The organism is Streptomyces sp. NPDC047061 (assembly GCF_040643955.1).
Classification (GTDB): Bacteria; Actinomycetota; Actinomycetes; order Streptomycetales; family Streptomycetaceae; genus Streptomyces.
Window position 1 is genome coordinate 1 of sequence record NZ_JBEYVI010000023.1, and the last position, 16,516, is coordinate 16,516.

The 16,516-nt window shown below is 70.4% G+C and carries 12 protein-coding genes; 2 read left to right on the forward strand and 10 right to left on the reverse strand.

Translation table 11 applies throughout. From position 1 onward, the window contains the following. Positions 1–384: FAD-dependent oxidoreductase (locus ABZ887_RS28790; protein WP_361295083.1), on the reverse strand; the 384-nt coding region annotated here is incomplete at its 3' end. A 239-nt stretch (positions 385–623) separates the two neighbouring features. On the opposite strand from ABZ887_RS28790, the gene ABZ887_RS28795 reads away from it, so the two are divergent. Further along, positions 624–1,181 carry a GNAT family protein gene (locus ABZ887_RS28795; RefSeq protein WP_361295086.1) on the forward strand — a complete coding sequence of 186 codons (558 nt, stop codon included), beginning with the start codon at positions 624–626 and terminating at the stop codon, positions 1,179–1,181. 69 nt (positions 1,182–1,250) lie between these two features. Here ABZ887_RS28795 and ABZ887_RS28800 read toward each other — a convergent pair whose 3' ends face one another. From ABZ887_RS28800 to ABZ887_RS28810, 3 genes are all read right to left on the reverse strand, one after another. Beyond that, on the reverse strand, positions 1,251–2,561 hold the full coding sequence (locus ABZ887_RS28800) for a cytochrome P450 (protein ID WP_361295089.1): 1,311 nt from the start codon (positions 2,559–2,561) through the stop codon (positions 1,251–1,253). A gap of 324 nt (positions 2,562–2,885) precedes the next feature. After that, the gene (locus ABZ887_RS28805; protein WP_361295092.1) at positions 2,886–3,620 is read right to left on the reverse strand and encodes a YcnI family protein; all 735 of its coding nucleotides are present in this window, start codon (positions 3,618–3,620) and stop codon (positions 2,886–2,888) included. Positions 3,621–3,671: 51 nt separating this feature from the next. Further along, positions 3,672–4,313, reverse strand: a complete 642-nt coding sequence (locus tag ABZ887_RS28810; RefSeq protein WP_361295095.1) for a hypothetical protein — start codon at positions 4,311–4,313, stop codon at positions 3,672–3,674. A gap of 237 nt (positions 4,314–4,550) precedes the next feature. On the opposite strand from ABZ887_RS28810, the gene ABZ887_RS28815 reads away from it, so the two are divergent. Next, complete coding sequence (locus ABZ887_RS28815; RefSeq protein ID WP_361295097.1) at positions 4,551–6,497, forward strand: DUF262 domain-containing protein; 1,947 nt, start codon at positions 4,551–4,553, stop codon at positions 6,495–6,497. 59 nt (positions 6,498–6,556) lie between these two features. Here the strand turns inward: ABZ887_RS28815 and ABZ887_RS28820 are convergent, their stop codons facing one another. The 6 genes from ABZ887_RS28820 to fusA form a co-directional block, all read right to left on the reverse strand. Next, complete coding sequence (locus ABZ887_RS28820) at positions 6,557–8,437, reverse strand: discoidin domain-containing protein (protein ID WP_361295100.1); 1,881 nt, start codon at positions 8,435–8,437, stop codon at positions 6,557–6,559. Between the two features lie 194 nt (positions 8,438–8,631). Then, entirely contained in the window at positions 8,632–9,990 is a 1,359-nt protein-coding gene (locus ABZ887_RS28825) for a GH1 family beta-glucosidase (RefSeq protein WP_361295103.1), read from the reverse strand. Between the two features lie 38 nt (positions 9,991–10,028). Further along, the gene (locus tag ABZ887_RS28830) at positions 10,029–10,889 is read right to left on the reverse strand and encodes a carbohydrate ABC transporter permease (protein WP_089103974.1); all 861 of its coding nucleotides are present in this window, start codon (positions 10,887–10,889) and stop codon (positions 10,029–10,031) included. Continuing rightward, a complete protein-coding gene (locus tag ABZ887_RS28835; RefSeq protein ID WP_361295106.1) occupies positions 10,882–11,874 on the reverse strand; it encodes a sugar ABC transporter permease in 993 nt (330 codons plus the stop codon). Before ABZ887_RS28835 ends, ABZ887_RS28830 begins: the two co-directional genes overlap by 8 nt. A gap of 5 nt (positions 11,875–11,879) precedes the next feature. Further along, positions 11,880–13,196 (reverse strand): extracellular solute-binding protein, encoded by a 1,317-nt coding sequence (locus tag ABZ887_RS28840; protein WP_361295109.1) that lies wholly within the window; start codon positions 13,194–13,196, stop codon positions 11,880–11,882. Between the two features lie 396 nt (positions 13,197–13,592). After that, a complete protein-coding gene (fusA, locus tag ABZ887_RS28845) occupies positions 13,593–15,737 on the reverse strand; it encodes an elongation factor G (protein ID WP_361295112.1) in 2,145 nt (714 codons plus the stop codon). Positions 15,738–16,516 lie beyond the last annotated feature (779 nt).

Sequence of the window (16,516 nt, forward strand, 5' to 3'; positions counted from 1 at the left end):
CTCGCTCGGCACGAACCACGGGCGGGCCCGCACCCCGGTGGAGATCAGCACCCGGTCGAAGGGGACCTCGCGTCCGTCGGCGAGCCGCACATGGTGCGTCGCGAGATCCAGCCCGTCGGCGGGCACGCCCAGCAGCCACTCCGCTTCGATGGCACGACGGCGCGGCAAAGTGGTGCTCCCCGCCGGCACCCACCCGGTCAGCACCTGCTTGGACAGGGGCGGACGGTCGTAGGGCTCGTACGGCTCGTCGCCGATCATCGTCAGCGATCCGGTGAACCCCTCGTCGCGCAGGGACTCCGCGGCCCGCAGTCCCGCCAGCGACACCCCGACGACCACAATGCGGCCGTCGCGCCGGAACGCACGGAGGCTGTCGGCTCTGGTCACCCCGACCTCCACAGGAAGCTGGGAGCTGAGGGCCCTCAAGGCCGCGCCACTCCGGTGCGCGGCAGGGGGCTGCGGCGAACCGCGTCCGACCAGGGACGTGTCCCCGGCCGTTGGATTCCGGTCGCGTGAGCGGCGCTCATACCGTCAGAGGGTCAGCGTAGACAGCGCCACCGATACCGGCGAGTCGACTGCGGTGCGCCTCCCGGCCTCGTGCGCACGGCAGCGTGATCAAATGGGGCATGGCATCGTCCTGGACCGGTGAACGGGTACGCCTGCGCGCTGTCGAGCCCGGCGACTGGACGGCGTTCATGCGCCTGGCAGACGACGACGGGCGGCGCGGGAGCAGGCTGGATCTGCCGCGGTCCGCCGAAAGCTACCGTGCCTGGGCGAAGGAGCAGGCCGTCGCCGAGTGCGACGACGACCGCTTCCGGCTGGCGGTCGAGGCGACGGCCACCGGAGAGCTGGTCGGCGCCGTCGGCTCACATCGCACCGGCCCCCGTTCAGGCTGGTTCGAGCTTGATGTCACGATCGGCGCCGACCACCGGCGCCAGGGCTACGCGTCGGAAGCCGTGGTGCTGCTGCTGCGCTTCATGTTCGCGGAGCGGCGCTATCACAAATGCCTGGCGGCGGTCCTCGCCGACAACGAGGCGTCGCTGGCACTCTTCCGTCGGCTCGGCTTCACCGAGGAGGGGCGCTTGCGGAAACACGTCTTCTTCGCCGGCCGGCACCACGACCTCGTCCTGATGGGCATGCTCGCCGAGGAGTTCGACCAGCGGCACACGAAGAGCCGGCCATGAGCCGACCGAGCCGGCCGTGAGCCGACCGTCCACGCGGGGCGGGAAGCGGGCCGGAGGGCCGGGTTGCCCTCAGCCGCGCGAGGTGGCCCGCAGGCGCAGGCCGGCAGTCGCGAGGCCCTCAAGGGTGGTGACGTGGTAGCTGGGTTCCGGTCCGGGCGGCTCGCTCAACTCGTGGCGGCGGGCGGTCTGTGCGGTCAGGAGCGTCAGCATCGCCATGGCCAGCGCGGTGCCCTCGCAGCCGTGCGGCCCGGTACCGAAGGAGAGGAAGGCCCCGGGTTTCGTCGGCGGGCCCGCATCGGAGAGCCAGCGCTCGGGCCGGAACCGGTCCGGCTCGGGATGTTCCCGCGCGTCGCGGTGGGCGGTGTAAGGGCAGACGAGAACGGTGGTCCCGGCGTCGACGGTGTAGTCGGCCAGCCGGGTCTCTCGCGGGGCGCGCCGGGCCAGCAGCCAGCTGGGCGGGTACAGCCGGAGCACCTCACTCACCAGAGCCTGCGTGTACGGCAGGCCGCCCAGGTGGGTGCTGGTCGTCGCGGCCGGGTCCGCGGGCAGCGCGGCGGCTTCGGCGGCGACGCGGCTCGCCGCCTGGGGGTACCTGGCCAGGTGCAGCAGGATCCACCCGGCTGCCCGGGAAGGGGTCTCGAAGGTGGCGACGGTGATTCCGGGGAGCGTGTCGAGGATGGCCTCCTCCGGCAGCAGGCCGTGGCGGGGGGAGGGCCGGAGCATCTGTCCCAGCACGTCGTCACCGAGCCGTCCCGATGCACGACGGCTGCGGACGACGGGCCGCAGGGCGTCGGTGAAGGCGATCTGCTGCCGGGTGCGGAACCGCCGTGCCGGGGTGGGCACCCAACGCGGCCACACCCAGCGCGAGGGCTGTACGAGTACCTCCCGGGCCAGGAAGAGCTGCGCGGCATGGGGCAGCAGGGCAGGAGCGTCTTCGGAGAACAGATAGCTGACGCCGATCTCTGCCAGGGCGTGCCGGACCTGAGGCAGGATCTCGACGTCCCGGCCCGTGGGCCACTGGTCGGCAAAACGAGCGGTCCGGGACGCGATCTCACCGATCCGGGCCGCTACCGCCTGCGCACGCAGTCCCCGCATGCGGGCCGCGTGAGCGTACGCACGCTCCTCGCGCTCCTCGGGTGTCGGTGCTCCGCCCGACCGGCTCAACGGCGGGAAGAGAGGCGAGGACTCCTTGGGGAAGTCCCGCGCGCGACGCAGGACCGCTTCGCACGGCCCGGCCGCGGCGGCCACATAGACCCCCGGCTCCAGCTGCCAGACGTCCCCGCACTCTTCGGCGCCACGGCGCGCCAGCGCCAGCCGGTCGCAGCTCCAGGCCGCGAAGCTGCCTTCGGGCAACCGCGGCGGCTCGTTCCCTCGGCCCATGAGACCGTCCCTGACCTCTGGCGGGCGCCCATGGGACGCCCGCCGGCGGTGCGATCACACCGAGTCGTCGCAGTACGCCGCCCAGTCGTGGGCCCCGTACGCACCGTAGTGACGGGTGAAGGACAACTTGCGAAGCAGCTTGGCTATCACGATGCGCTCCTTTCACCTCTCCGAGCCCTATCGGTCAAGGACTCAAAGGGAAGCTCTGGCTAGCACAAAATGGCATATACGTAGCATATGACGCATCACCTCATGCGCAGGACGGATGTGCCGACAGAGCCCGGGAGACCGGCCCGGGCTCCTGCCCGGCTTGCCTACGTTGGCCTACGACCGTGCGCCCCGCGTCCGTACGACGGCGAACGCGGCCGCCGCCAGGCCCAGGGCGCCGACGATCAGGCCCGCGATGCCGAGGCCGCGGGCGGTCGAGTCGCTGGAGTCGGCGGCCGCGGTCGTCGCCTTGGCGCTGCTCTTCGCGGCCGGCGCGGCCGAAGCGGTGTCCTCGTCGCCCGCCGCCGTCAGCTTGAGCGTCGGCGCCGGGTTCTCCGGCTCGTCGTCGCCGCTCTGCGCCTCCTCGATCCAGCGGACGACCTTGCCGTCGGAGTAGGTCTGGAGGGTCTTGAAGGTCAGCTGGTCGGTGTCCTCGGGCAGCTGCCCGAAGGCGACGTCGAAGTCCTGGTACTGGCCGGCGCCGATCTTGCCGCCGGTCCAGGTGACCTCGGAGACGGCCTCGGTGATGGTGCCGTCGTCGGTCTTCACGGGCGTCTTGAGCTTGGTGGTGGTCACCTTGGCGGTCCAGCCGTCCTGCGGGGTGACGAGGACGCCCAGGACCGGGTGGTCGGTGGGCAGGTAGACCTGGACCTTGGTGGTGGAGGCGGTGTCCTCCTCGTTGGGCACCCGGAAGGTCAGCACGCCGTCGGTGGCGCCCTTGGCATAGCTCTCGGGGTGGACGGTGACGTGCGCCGAGGCGACGCCGGCGGCGACGAGGACGGACGCGGCGGTGAGCGCGGTGACGGTGGCGGCGCGGCGCAGGGTGTGACGGGTCGCAGAGACAGCAGGCATGAGTGAGTCGATCTCCGTACGAGTGATGTCTGTTAGAGAGTCTTACTGGTGTTAGACCGTGTACGGGATCGGGTTCGGGGGGCCGCGTCGGCTCACGGCGTGCCGCAGCGCGAGCAGCGGGCGGGGCCGTATCGGGCCGGCCGGGGCCAGGCGGGGGCCGGCGGCCCGGGCGGGCAGTGGGGCATCCCGCCACCAGGCGGCCAGACCGGGGACGAGCGCGGCGGTCCGCCTCAGCAGCGACCACAGCGCGGCCTCGCCGCGCCGCAGCCACCAGGAGGCGACGAGCGCGGCGACGACATGGGCGACGGTGGCGTGTGCGGTCAGGACGTGGACCTGCGGGTGCTGCTGCGCGGCACCGGCCACACCCGCCATGCCGGCCATGGCATGACCGTGCATGCGCATGGGGGCCATGTTCATGGTGGACGCCGGAGCCGGACCGACCGCGCGGGCCGCGTCGAAGCCGAAGTGCAGGCCGGCCTGGGTGAGGAGCATGCCGACGCCGATCTCCGGCAGCCCACGCTCACGTCCCGCGAGGGCGCGGCCCAGGGCGAACACGGCGGCGAACCCGGCCGCGTCGGCCCACAGCGGCGGCATGTCGCCCATGGCGAGACCGTGGCCGGCGGCAGCCAGGAGCACGCACACCGCGGCGAACACCGCGGCACGCAGGCTCCGTACCGCCGGTGACGCATTCATGGTGAGCGATCCTCCCACGGTCGGGGGATACGCGAGGCACGGACGCCCCGTTCACTAACGGCTGGGGTTTTCCCGTGCGAGGGCCGTGGCCTGCTGTGAGGGCTCCGGCGCGGAGACCGAACCGCGTCCTCGCCCGCCGTCCCATTCCGGTGCCCCCCACACAGACCGGCTGATAACGTGTGAAGATCGCATGGATCCTGGTGGGGGGACGCCGCCGGGCCGGAGAGCAGGAAGACAGTGCGTATTTCCCAGATTCTCGACAAGGTGGACTCCGGCGACATCGCCCTGCCGGAATTCCAGCGCGGATACGTGTGGACGCGTGACCAAGTACGCGAGTTCTTCCAGTCGTTGTACCGGGGTTATCCGATCGGCGGCTTCCTCACCTGGAGCACCAAGGCCGAGACCACGCAGACCAGAGGCGACGGCGCGGCCCGGGACGGCGCGATCCACCTCCTTCTGGACGGCCAGCAGCGTGTGACGACGCTCTACGGGGTGACCCACGGCCGTCCGCCCCGTTTCTTCGAGGGCAATCCGGCGACCCTGGCCGGTCTTCACTTCAACCTGGACACGGAGGCGTTCGAGTTCTACGCGCCGGCGAAGATGAAGGACAACCCGGTCTGGGTCGACGTCTCCTCGCTGCTTCAGCAAGGGCTGGCAGGCCATTTCCAGCAGGTCACCGAACTCACCCAGGGGGACGGCCGGCTGTACGGCCCCTACATCGAGCGGCTCAACCGGATCACCCAGATCAAGGAACGCGACATCCACATCGACGAGGTCACCGGTCAGGACAAGACCATCGACGTCGTCGTCGAGATCTTCAACAAGGTGAACTCGGGCGGCACCAAGCTCTCCAAGGGCGATCTGGCGCTGGCGGCGATCTGCGCCTCCTGGCCGGAGGCCCGGCCCACGATGAACGCGGCGCTGTCGACCTGGTCCGACGCGGGCTTCGACTTCAAGCTGGACTGGCTCCTGCGCAACGTCAACGCCGTACTGACCGGCGAGGCACAGTTCTCGAAGCTCGCCGATGTCGATGTGCCCACGTTCCAGAAGGGTCTGACGGAGACCATCGACTCCGTCGCCCATCTGCTGAACGCCCTGGGTGGCCGGCTGGGCCTGGACCACGGCAAGGTACTCAGCGGCCGGGGCGCGTTCCCGGTGATGAGCCGGCTGCTGCACGACCACGGCGGCCGCTTCCCGGACGCGATGACGCGGGACCGGCTCTTCCACTGGTACGTGCACAGCTTTCTGTGGGGCCGGCACACGGGCGCCACGGAGACCGCGCTCAACCAGGACCTCCAGGCACTCGAGGACGGTGGCGTCGACCAGTTGACCGACCTTCTGCGCCGCAGCCGCGGTGGCCGGCTGGAAGTCAGGCCCGACGATTTCGTGGGTGCCGGGATGGGATCGCGCTTCTATCCGCTGCTCTACATGCTCACGCGAGTCCACAGGGCGCAGGACCTGGGCAGCGGGGTACCGCTGCGGGACGGCATGCTGGGGCGGCTGAGTTCGCTCCAGGTGCACCACATCTTCCCCAAGGCGCGCCTGCGCGAGTACGGGTACAACCACGCCGAGATCAACGCGGTCGCGAACTTCTGCTTCCTCACCCAGGACACCAACCTGCGGGTCGGCGCCAGGAACCCGGCGGACTACCTGGCGGAGATCACGCAACGGGTGCCGGGCGCTCTGGAGTCGCAGTGGATCCCCGTGGATCCGAGGCTCTGGCGCGTCGAGAACTACCTGGACTTCCTCGCGGCCCGTCGCGAACTGCTGTCCTACGCGGCGAACGACTTCCTGGACACCCTGCACGACGGACCCTCGCCCGTGGACCTCATGGCGGCCACTCGAACCGGTCTGCCCCCCACCACCGTGGCCGTGGCCGGGCCGGCGGTGGACGACGTCCCCGGCCTCCCGTTGCTGCTGACCGAGGTGGAGAAGGCCGGGTTCGCCGCCCCGGAGCTGGACAGTGAGGTCATCGACCCGCGCACCGGCGCCGCGATCACGGTGGCGGCCGCCTACTGGCCGCAGGGGCTTCAGGAGGAGGTGGGCGCTCCCGTGGTCCTTGCTCTGGACCCGACGGCGAAGGAGCAAGGGGCGTTGGAGGCGAGCGACTACCGCGTCTTCCACAGCGCCGACGCTCTGCGGCAATACGTCAGGAACATGCGCGCTCAGCATTTCGAGCAGTGATCCGGCCGGGTCTCGGGCGGGTCTGCTCCCGCCCGAGGTCCCGGCGCACCTGGGTCGTGCTACTTCTTCTGCTCCACCCGCACCCAGTCCACCTCCGCCTGCACTCCCCCGGCCGCGATCCTGTCCACGCTGGACTGCGGGAGGCCCCAGTAGGGGGTGGTGACCTGGTTCCAGCCGGCCGGGTAGGCGCCGCCGAGGGCGAGGTTGAGGATGACGTACTGGTTGTGGTCGTAGACCCACTGGCCGCGGGTCGACTCCAGGACGTTGCGGGTCGTCTCCTGGACCAGGGTGTCGTCGACGTAGAAGCGCATCGCCGTCGGCGTCCACTCCACCGCGTAGGTGTGCCACTGGTCGATCGTGCCGCCGTTCGGGAAGGTCTGGCGGGCGCCGATGTTGCCGTCGGCCGAGTAGCCCGGTCCGTGGAGGGAGGTGCTCGTCCAGGTCGGGTAGCCGATGTTCTCCATGATGTCGGTCTCGCCGGAGGCCGGCCAGGAGACCGACGGGTCGTCGACGTTGCTGCCGAGCAGCCAGAAGGCGGGCCAGAAGCCGTCGCCCACGGGGAGTTTCATGCGGGCGCTCACGCGGCCGTACGTGAAGTCGAAGTGGGTGTCGGTGTCGATGCGGCCCGAGGTGAAGTCGTAGGTGCCGCCGCCCGCCTGGGTGCAGCCCTTGCAGTACTTCGCCTTGAGGATCAGCTCGCCGTTCTGCGTCTGGATGTTGTCCGACGAGTCGACGTACGCCTGTGCCTCGCCGTTGACCGAGCCCATCTCGGTGCCTGTGCGCACGACCCGCCACTTGGAGCGGTCGAGCGAGGAGCCGGTGAAGTCGTCGAAGAACGTGGTCTGATAGGTGCCGGACTGGTCGCCGGGGAGGGCGGGGTAGGCCGCCGAGACGCTGCCGCCGGTGCCCCAGACCTGGAACTCGTAGAGGGAGTAGCCGAACTGCGCGGTGTAGGGCGCCGGGTTGTAGAAGCTGCGGCGCTCCTTGCCGAGCATGCGGACGTAACGGCCGGTCGTCGGGGAGGCGAGGGTGACCGTGTCGTGCAGGCCGGAGGCGTCCGAGGGGGACACGACGTTCGCGCGGCGGGCGGCGATGTCGGCGGCCGAAGGCTCGTACACCGTGCGCCAGTTGACGTTGTCGTCGGAGACCTGGAGGAGGTAGTCGACCGCGTACGCCGACTCCCAGTAGAGGTCCACGGAGGAGATCGTGGAGGTGGCGCCGAGGTCGACCGAGATCCAGCGGTCGGCGTTCCAGTCGCTCGACCAGCGGGTGTAGTCGCCCTTGAGGTCCGCCGGCCAGCCGCCGTCGGTGGCGAACGCCGGTGAATTGCCCGCGTGCTGGTAGTAGTCGGAGTACGCCGGGTGGTTCAGGGCCAGGTTGGTGACGGTCGAGGACGCGGGGGCGGGTTCGCCGCCGTAGACCTTGAAGTTCCAGAGCGAGTAGCCGTAGGGATTGGCCCGCTGGATGCCGCGCATGCGGACGTATCGGCCGGTGACCTCCTGCGGGTAGGTGTGCGCGGTGACCGAGCCGCCGGTGCCCGCGGTCTCGGTGTAGAAGGGCGTCCAGTCCGTGCCGTTCTTCGAGGCCTCCAGGACGTACTTCTTGCCGTACGCGGCCTCCCAGTCGAGTTGCACGCTGTCGATGCGGATCGTGGTGCCGAGGTCGATCCGGATCCAGGCGTCGTCGGCGAAGTTGCTGGACCAGCGGGTCGCGCCGTTGGCGTCGAAGGCCAGGCCGGGGGTGGTGCCGGCGTTCTCGTAGCCGGAGGCGGTGACGGCGGCGGGGTTCGCGGCGTAGGCGGTGTTCGCGCGGTCGGTGTCCCAGGTCACGGCGGTGGCGGCCGAGGATGCCGGGGCGGCGAGGATCGTGCCGGAGGTCAGCAGGGCGGCTGCCGCGAGGGCGGCCAGGACGGTACGGGGGATGCGGAACGGGGATGGCATGCGGGTCTCCTGAGCGTCAGTGGTCCGTTCGAGCGTTGGCGTTCCGTTCGGTTTGTGGTGTGGGCATGTTGTGTTGTGGGCATGACAGATCAAGCTCCGTGCCTGGTGCTCGTACGTGTGGCGATGACACATGACGGTCGTGTTGTGTGCGGTGGGCGCGGAACTCCCCTGGTCCGCGCCCACCGCGGTGTGTGTCAGGCCGCCCGGCGGGCCTGTCCCCGGTGGTCGCGGATGATGTCCGCGTACCGGTGGCCGCTGCCCTTGATCGTGCGGACCTGGGTGCGGTAGTCGACGTGGACCAGGCCGAAGCGCTTGTCGTAGCCGTACGCCCACTCGAAGTTGTCCAGCAGCGACCAGGCGAAGTAGCCGGCCAGCGGGGCGCCCTTGCGGGCCGCCGAGGCGCAGGCCGCGAGGTGGGCGACCAGGTACTCCTGGCGCTCGGGGTCGTCGACGGTGCCGTCGGGGCGGACCACGTCCGGGTAGGCGGAGCCGTTCTCGGTGACGTAGATCTTGCGGGCGCCGTACTCCTCGGTGAGGCGCAGCAGCAGCGTCTCGATGCCGCTCGCGTCGATCTCCCAGTCCATGCCGGTGCGCGGGACGCCGGGGCGGTAGATCGAACGGGCGTAGGGCGCGGGGCCGTTCGGGTCGTTCTCGATGTAGGCCGGGAAGTAGTAGTTGAGGCCCAGCCAGTCGAGCGGGGCGGCGATGGTCGCCAGGTCGCCCGGCCGTTCGGGGAGTTCGACGCCGTACGTCTCGACCATGTCGGCCGGGAAGCCGCGGCCGTGCACCGGGTCCAGCCACCAGCGGTTGACGTGTCCGTCGTGGCGGCGGACGGCGGCCGCGTCCTCGGGACGGTCGGAGGCGGCGAAGACGGTGGAGAGGTTGTTGACGATGCCGACCTCGGCGCCGGGCGCGGCGGCACGGATCGCCTGGGCGGCCAGGCCGTGGCCGAGGAGCAGGTGGTAGGAGGCCCGGACGGCGGCCGTCAGATCGGTCCAGCCGGGGGCCATCTTGCCCTCCAGGTGGCCGATCCAGGCGGAGCAGGAGGGCTCGTTGAGGGTGGTCCAGTGCTTGACCCGGTCGCCGAGGCGTTCGGCGACGACGGAGGCGTACCCGGCGAAGTGCTCGGCGGTCGCCCGCTCCGGCCAGCCGCCCCGGTCCTGGAGGGCCTGCGGCAGGTCCCAGTGGTAGAGGGTGACCGAGGGGGTGATGCCGGCCGCCAGCAGGGCGTCGATCAACTCGTCGTAGAAGTCGAGGCCCTTGGCGTTGACCGGGCCGTCGCCACCGGGCATCACGCGTGGCCAGGCGACCGACAAGCGGTAGGCGTTCGCGCCCAGTCGGCGCATCAGGCCGATGTCCTCGCGCCAGCGGTGGTAGTGGTCGCACGCGACGTCGCCGTTGTCGTCGCCTGCGATCTTCCCCGGGGTGTGCGAGAAGGTGTCCCAGATGGAGGGTGCACGGCCGTCCTCGGCGACGGCTCCCTCGATCTGGTACGCCGCGGTTGCCGTGCCCCACAGGAAGTCGTGCGGGAGGGCGGCGAGGTCGATGGTCACGAAATTCCCTTCGGAACTGTCCTCGTTGCGAGGTGGGTTCACTTGACGGCGCCGGCGGTCAGCCCGGCGACGAGGTAGCGCTGGAGGAGCAGGAAGCCGGCCACGACGGGGACGCTCACCACGAGCGAGGCGGCCATGATCTGGTTCCAGTACACGTCGTTGAGGGTCGAGTAGCCCTGGAGGCCGACGGCCAGCGTGCGGGTGGTGTCGTTGGTCATGACGGAGGCGAAGAGGACCTCGCCCCAGGCGGTCATGAAGGCGTAGACGGCGACCGCGACGATGCCGGGGATCGCGGCCGGTACGACGATCCGCAGCAGCGCGCCGAGCGGCCCGCAGCCGTCCACCAGCGCCGCCTCGTCCAGGTCCCGCGGCACCGAGTCGAAGTACCCGATCAGCATCCAGATCGAGAACGGCAGCGAGAAGGTCAGGTAGGTGAGGATCAGGCCGCCACGGGAGCCGAACAGGGCGATGCCGGTGGCGTTGCCGATGTTGACGTACAGGAGGAACAGCGGGAGCAGGAAGAGGATGCCCGGGAACATCTGCGTGGACAGCACGGTGACCGTGAAGACGCGCTTGCCGCGGAACTCGTAGCGGCTGACCGCGTAGGCGGCGAACACCGCGACGACGACCGAGCAGACGGTCGCCGCGACCGACACGATCAGCGAGTTCACGAAGTACTTGGCGAGCGGGACCGTCGACCAGATGTCGATGTACGGGCGGATGGTCAGCCCGCTCGGCAGCCAGCGGAACTTGCCGGTGACGTCCGCGAGGGGCTTGAGCGAGCTGGAGATCATCACGTACACGGGGATCAGCACGAACCCGGTGAGCAGCGTGAGGAAGATCCGGCGGGACCAGAGGAAGGACCGCGGCGGGGCCATCGGCGAACTGGGGCTAGACATCGGCGGTCCTCCGTCCGCGTGAGGTGAACACCAGGTACACGCCGGTCACCACGAGCAGGAACAGCAGCAGGAGCACGGACATGGCCGAGCCGCTGCCGAAGTTCCAGGTGACGAAGGAGGCCTGGTAGATGTGGACCGAGATGAGGTCGGCGGCTTCCGGGGCGGACTTGCCGAACAGCACGTACGGCGTGTTGAAGTCGTTGAACGTCCACAGGAACAGGACCAGGATCAGCACCTGGTTGACCGGGCGCAGGGACGGCAGCGTGATGCGGCGGAGCTGTTGCCACATGCCCGCGCCGTCCAGGGCGGCCGCCTCGTACAGCTCCCGCGGGATGTTCTGGAGTCCGGCCATCACGATCAGGAAGGCGAACGGCCAGCCCTTCCACACCGACACGGTCAGCAGGGCGTAGAAGCTGTTGTCGCCGATCAGCCAGAAGGACGGCTTGTCGGTGAGGTGCAGCTGGTCGTGCAGGACGTGGTTCACCAGGCCGTTGTCGTGCTGGAACATGAACACCCAGGTGATGACGGCCGCGTAGACCGGCAGCGCGTACGGCACCAGGAACAGGGCGCGCAGCAGGCCCCGGCCGCGGAACGTGTCCTGCATGAAGACCGCGGCCGCGGTGCCGATCAGCCAGCACAGGCCGACCGAGAGCAGGGTGAAGCTGACGGTGACGAAGAAGGAGTGCAGCAGGGCCTTGCCGACCGGGGCGTCGAAGTCGACGGACATCTTGTAGTTGTCGAACCCGGACCAGGGAGCGGTGGTCCAGTCCCGGATGTAGAACTGGGTGAGTTCCTTGAAGCTCATCACGACGCCGATGACCATCGGGATGAGGTGGACGAGGAGTTCGAGCAGCAGGGCGGGCAGGAGCAGCAGGTACGGCAGTCCGATCCGGCGGATCCGCCCGGGGCGGCGGCCCGAGCCGCCCGCCGCCCCGGGGGAGTTCGCACGCACCGGCTCTTGTACGGCGGTGGTGGTGGTCGTCATGGTCCTCAGGCCGCCGGCATCTGCTGCTGGGCCTTCTCCAGCTCGGCCTTCACGGAGTCGGTGGTGACGGCCTTTCCGGCGGCCACGGCGGCGAAGAGGTTCTTCACGGCCGTGCCGACGGTCGTCTCGAACTGGGACTCCGAGGCCACCTGGGGCAGTGCCGCGGCGCTGGTGGCGAGGGTGTTCTTCAGGACGGAGTTGGCCGGGGTGTTGAAGGCCGCGTCCTCCTGTGCGGTCTTGACCGGCGGGATGGAGCTGTAGGCGGTGTTGAGGATCTTCTGCTCGTCGTCGCTGGTCATGAACTTCACGAACTTGGTGGCGCCGTCCAGGTTCTTGGTGTTCTTGAAGACCGCCAGGTTGATGCCGGCGACCATCGAGTTGACCTGGGTGCCGGTGCCGGGGGTGCCGGACTGCACGGGCACCGGGGCGATGCCGTAGTCGCTGTCGCTCATGCCCTGCGACTTGAGGTTGGCGGACGCCGACTGCCACAGCAGCATGGCCTGCTTGCCCTTGGCGAAGTCGCTGACCGACTGGTTCTGCGCGTACTCGGCGTCGCCGGTCGGGATGACCTTGTCCTTGGCCATCAGGTCGACGTACTGCTTGACCGCGGCGACGATGTTGTCGTTGGTGAAGTCCGGCTTGCCGTCGGAGGTGAAGAAGTCGGCGCCGTGCTGCTTGGCGAAGACGAAGACATGGTGGATGTTCTCCGAGACGTTGCCGCCCTCGGCGCCCAGCACCGACTTGCCCTTGGCCGATATCTTCTTGCCGTCCGCGATCAGCTCGTCCCAGGTGACCGGGGGCTGGGAGATGCCGGCGTCGGCGAAGATCTTCTTGTTGTAGTAGAGCGCGTACGCCATCGAGTACAGCGGTACGGCCGCCGGGTCCTTGCCGACGGCGCCCGTGGAGCCGAGTGCGGAGTCGACGAACCGGTCCTTGCCGCCGATCTTGCCGAAGTTCTTGGCGTCCCAGGGCAGCAGCGCGCCGGTGGCCTGCAGCGAGGCGCTCCAGGTGTTGCCGATGTTCAGCACGTCGGGGCCCTGGCCGGACGTGGTCGCGGTCAGGATGCGGTTGAGAAGGTCCGACCAGGGCACGACCTCCAGCTTGACCTTGATGCCGGTCTGCTTCTGGAACTTGTCGAGCTCCGGCTGGAGCGTCTTCTTGTCGATCTCGATGCTGGCACCCTGGTTGGAGGCCCAGTAGGTGAGCGTCTTCGGGGAGTCGTTGGACCCGCCCCCGGTGGACGAACCGCCACCGCAGGCCGTGGCCGCGAGGGCGAGAGACATGGTGACGGCGCCTACGGCCGCGGCTCGGATGCTGCGCATGGCTCCAGCTGTGCCTTTCCGGGAGTCGAGAACCCCGAGAGGGCTTCGCGAAGGCCGGCGCCCGCGTGTGCGGACGCCTGGACCGACGTTCGGCTTCCAAAGCCCCTCATGGCTTAATTTAGGACGTGAGTTAATCCCCCGAACAGTAGCTCGTCAAGGGATCCGGCACGGGTATCCGTGCAGGCGGGCCCGGGAACAGCTGGTTCCGGGCCGATGGTAGGGCCGCGCCCGGCGGTGTGACCTGGGCCGGAGCGGGGTGGCCTGCGCGGAGAGGGGCCGGACGCCGTTCCACAACGGTTGTGTTTCGACGGCCGATTGCGGTCGGCGGGAGGTGTCGCGCGGTGCCGGGGTACGACGGCGGGGGCCGGGGAGGTCGTCCCCGGCCCCCGCCCCGTGTCACCGGGCGGGCGCCGCGACCGGGGTCGCGGCCGGGGCCGGCGCGTGGCCGGCCGGGCGGGCGGTGAAGGTGCCCCGGCCCTGGGTGCGGCCGCGCAGCCGCGTCGCGTAGCCGAACAGTTCGGCCAGCGGCACGGTGGCGGTGAGCACCGCCGCGCCGCCCCGGGCCGCCGAGCCGGTGACCCGGCCGCGCCGGGCGGCCAGGTCGCCGAGCACGCCGCCCACCGCGTCCTCGGGCACGGTGACCGTGACCTCGGCGACCGGCTCCAGGAGCGTCATCGCGCAGGCCCGCAGAGCCTCCCGGAGGCCGAGCCGGCCCGCGGTACGGAACGCCGTGTCGGAGGAGTCCTTCACATGCGTCGAGCCGTCGGTCAGGGTGACCCGCAGCCCCGTGACCGGATGCCCGCCGAGCGGACCCTCGGCGAGGGCGTCCCGGCAGCCGGCCTCGACCGCGCGCACGTACTCCTGCGGCACCCGGCCGCCGACGACCGTCGAACGGAACTCGAAGCCGCCCTCGCGCCCTCGCTCACGCCCGTCCCCGCGCCCGTCCGCGTCCTCGCGCCCGCCTTCGAGCCCGCTTTCCTGCCCCAGGGGTTCGACGTCCAGGACCACGTGCGCGAACTGCCCCGCCCCGCCGGTCTGGTGGACGTGCCGGTGGACGAAGCCGGTCACCCCGTGGGCCACGGTCTCCCTGAGGGCGACCCGCGGCCGGCCCACCGTGACCTCGGGGCCGCCGTCCCGCCGGATCCTCTCCACCGCGACCTCCAGGTGCAGTTCGCCCATTCCGGACAGCACGGTCTGCCCGGTCTCCGCGTCGGTCCGTACCACCAGCGAGGGATCCTCCTCGGCCAGCCTGGCCAGCGCCTGCGCCAGCCGGTCGGTGTCGGTACGGCGGCGGGCCTCGACGGCGACCGAGACCACCGGTTCCGCGACGACCGGCGGCTCCAGGAGCAGCGGGGCGTCCGGAGCGCACAGCGTGGCGCCGGGGCGGGCCGACTTCAGCCCGACGACGGCGACGATGTCACCGGCGACCGCCCGGTCCAGCGGCTGGTGCCGGTCGGCCATGACGCGGAGGATGCGCGCCACGCGTTCGGTGCGGCGCGTCACCGGGTCCCACACGGTGTCTCCCTTCTCGATCGTGCCCGAGTAGATCCGGACGTGGGTGAGGCGTCCGGTGGCGGTCGCGGTCACCTTGAAGGCCAGCGCGGCGAACGGGCCCTCGGGGTCGGCGGCCCGCCGCTGCTCGGCGCCCCGGTGGGTACCGCGCACGGCGGGGACGTCGAGCGGCGAGGGCAGGTACGCCACGGCCGCGTCGAGGAGCGGTTCCATGCCCCGGTTGCGGTAGGCGGAGCCGCACAGGACGACGACGCCCTCGCCGGTCAGGGTGAGGTCGCGCAGGGCCCCGGCCAGGGTCGCGTCGGACAGCCGGCCGGGCGGCGCGCAGAACTCCTCCAGCGCGGCCGGGTGCAGCGCGGCCACCGTCTCCTCCAGCGCACGCCGGCGCCGGTCCGCCGTCTCCCCCAGCTCCTGCGGGACGGGCCCCTCCAGCGCCGTACCGCCGTCGTCCGCCCAGACCAGCGCGCGCATGCGCACGAGGTCGACGACGCCGGTGAAGCCGTCCTCCGAGCCGATGGGCAGGTGGACGACGAGCGGGGCCGGGTGCAGACGGCCGCGGATCGACTCGACGGCCCGGTCGAGGTCGGCGCCCGCGCGGTCCAGCTTGTTGACGAAGGCGATCCTGGGGACGCCGTGCCGGTCGGCCTGCCGCCACACCGACTCGCTCTGCGGCTCGACGCCGGCGACCGCGTCGAAGACGGCGATCGCGCCGTCGAGGACGCGCAGGGAGCGTTCGACCTCGTCGGCGAAGTCGACATGGCCGGGGGTGTCGATGAGGTTGACGCGGTGACCGTTCCAGGCACAGCTGACGGCCGCGGCGAAGATGGTGATGCCGCGGTCGCGTTCCTGGGGGTCGAAATCGGTGACGGTGGTGCCGTCGTGGACCTCGCCGCGTTTGTGGATGGTGCCGGCGGCGAAGAGGATGCGTTCGGTGACGGTGGTCTTTCCGGCGTCGACGTGGGCCAGGATGCCCAGGTTGCGAACGACGGCAAGAGGGTTGACGGAGTTCGGGTGGAGTTCGGCGCGCATGGCCCGATGCCTTTCGAATGACGGATTCCCGGAACGGCTCCGGGAAGGGACGGCGCAATTTCCCGTGCGGCGAAGTTCACCGGTCACGACTGACGGCACGTCAATGCGTGGGCATATGCCGGTAGTTGATTGATCCGGTCGCGCGTCACGGAGTCCGGGGCCGGCCGCGCGGCGGGCACCGGAGGGACGGGGACACGAGGATCACCTCGTAGCGGGAACGGGGAGAGACGACAGCGGTGCGATCCCGCATGGCCCTCTCCCCTCATTCGTCCGAACTCGTCATGGCAAAGCACCCGGGCCGCGTTCCGCGGCTACGGTGCGTGATACCGGGTGAGTGTAGGCAGGCGCTGCGGGGCGCGGCACGCGGTTTTCGACCGGCCACTTCGTTCCGGCACTTCGGGCACTCCCGGCACTCCCGGCACTTCGGCAGGGGTCGCGACGGGCGGGGCGGCCCGTGGGCCGGGCAGGGATTCCGGTTCGTTCCCTTTTCTCCACCGCTCGGGGAATGAGGCGGCCCGTTGTCCCGGCATTTTCCGGACATTCATCTGGCCGGCATCGATAACGCCGTGCATCGAGAAGGCGCTTTCCGGATCGACGGACCGGAGTGGACTTGTTCACCGGCAGAGACCGCCGCAACTGCAGCGATTGGCCGGAAAACACGCTTTACGGTTCCCACGGGGACATCGGGGCGCCGATCCACCGCACCGGGGCCGCCGAGTCCGGAAAGGACGTCCGGAACGCCCCGGATGCACGTCATCCCGGGTGGCACCGGGAGTGGG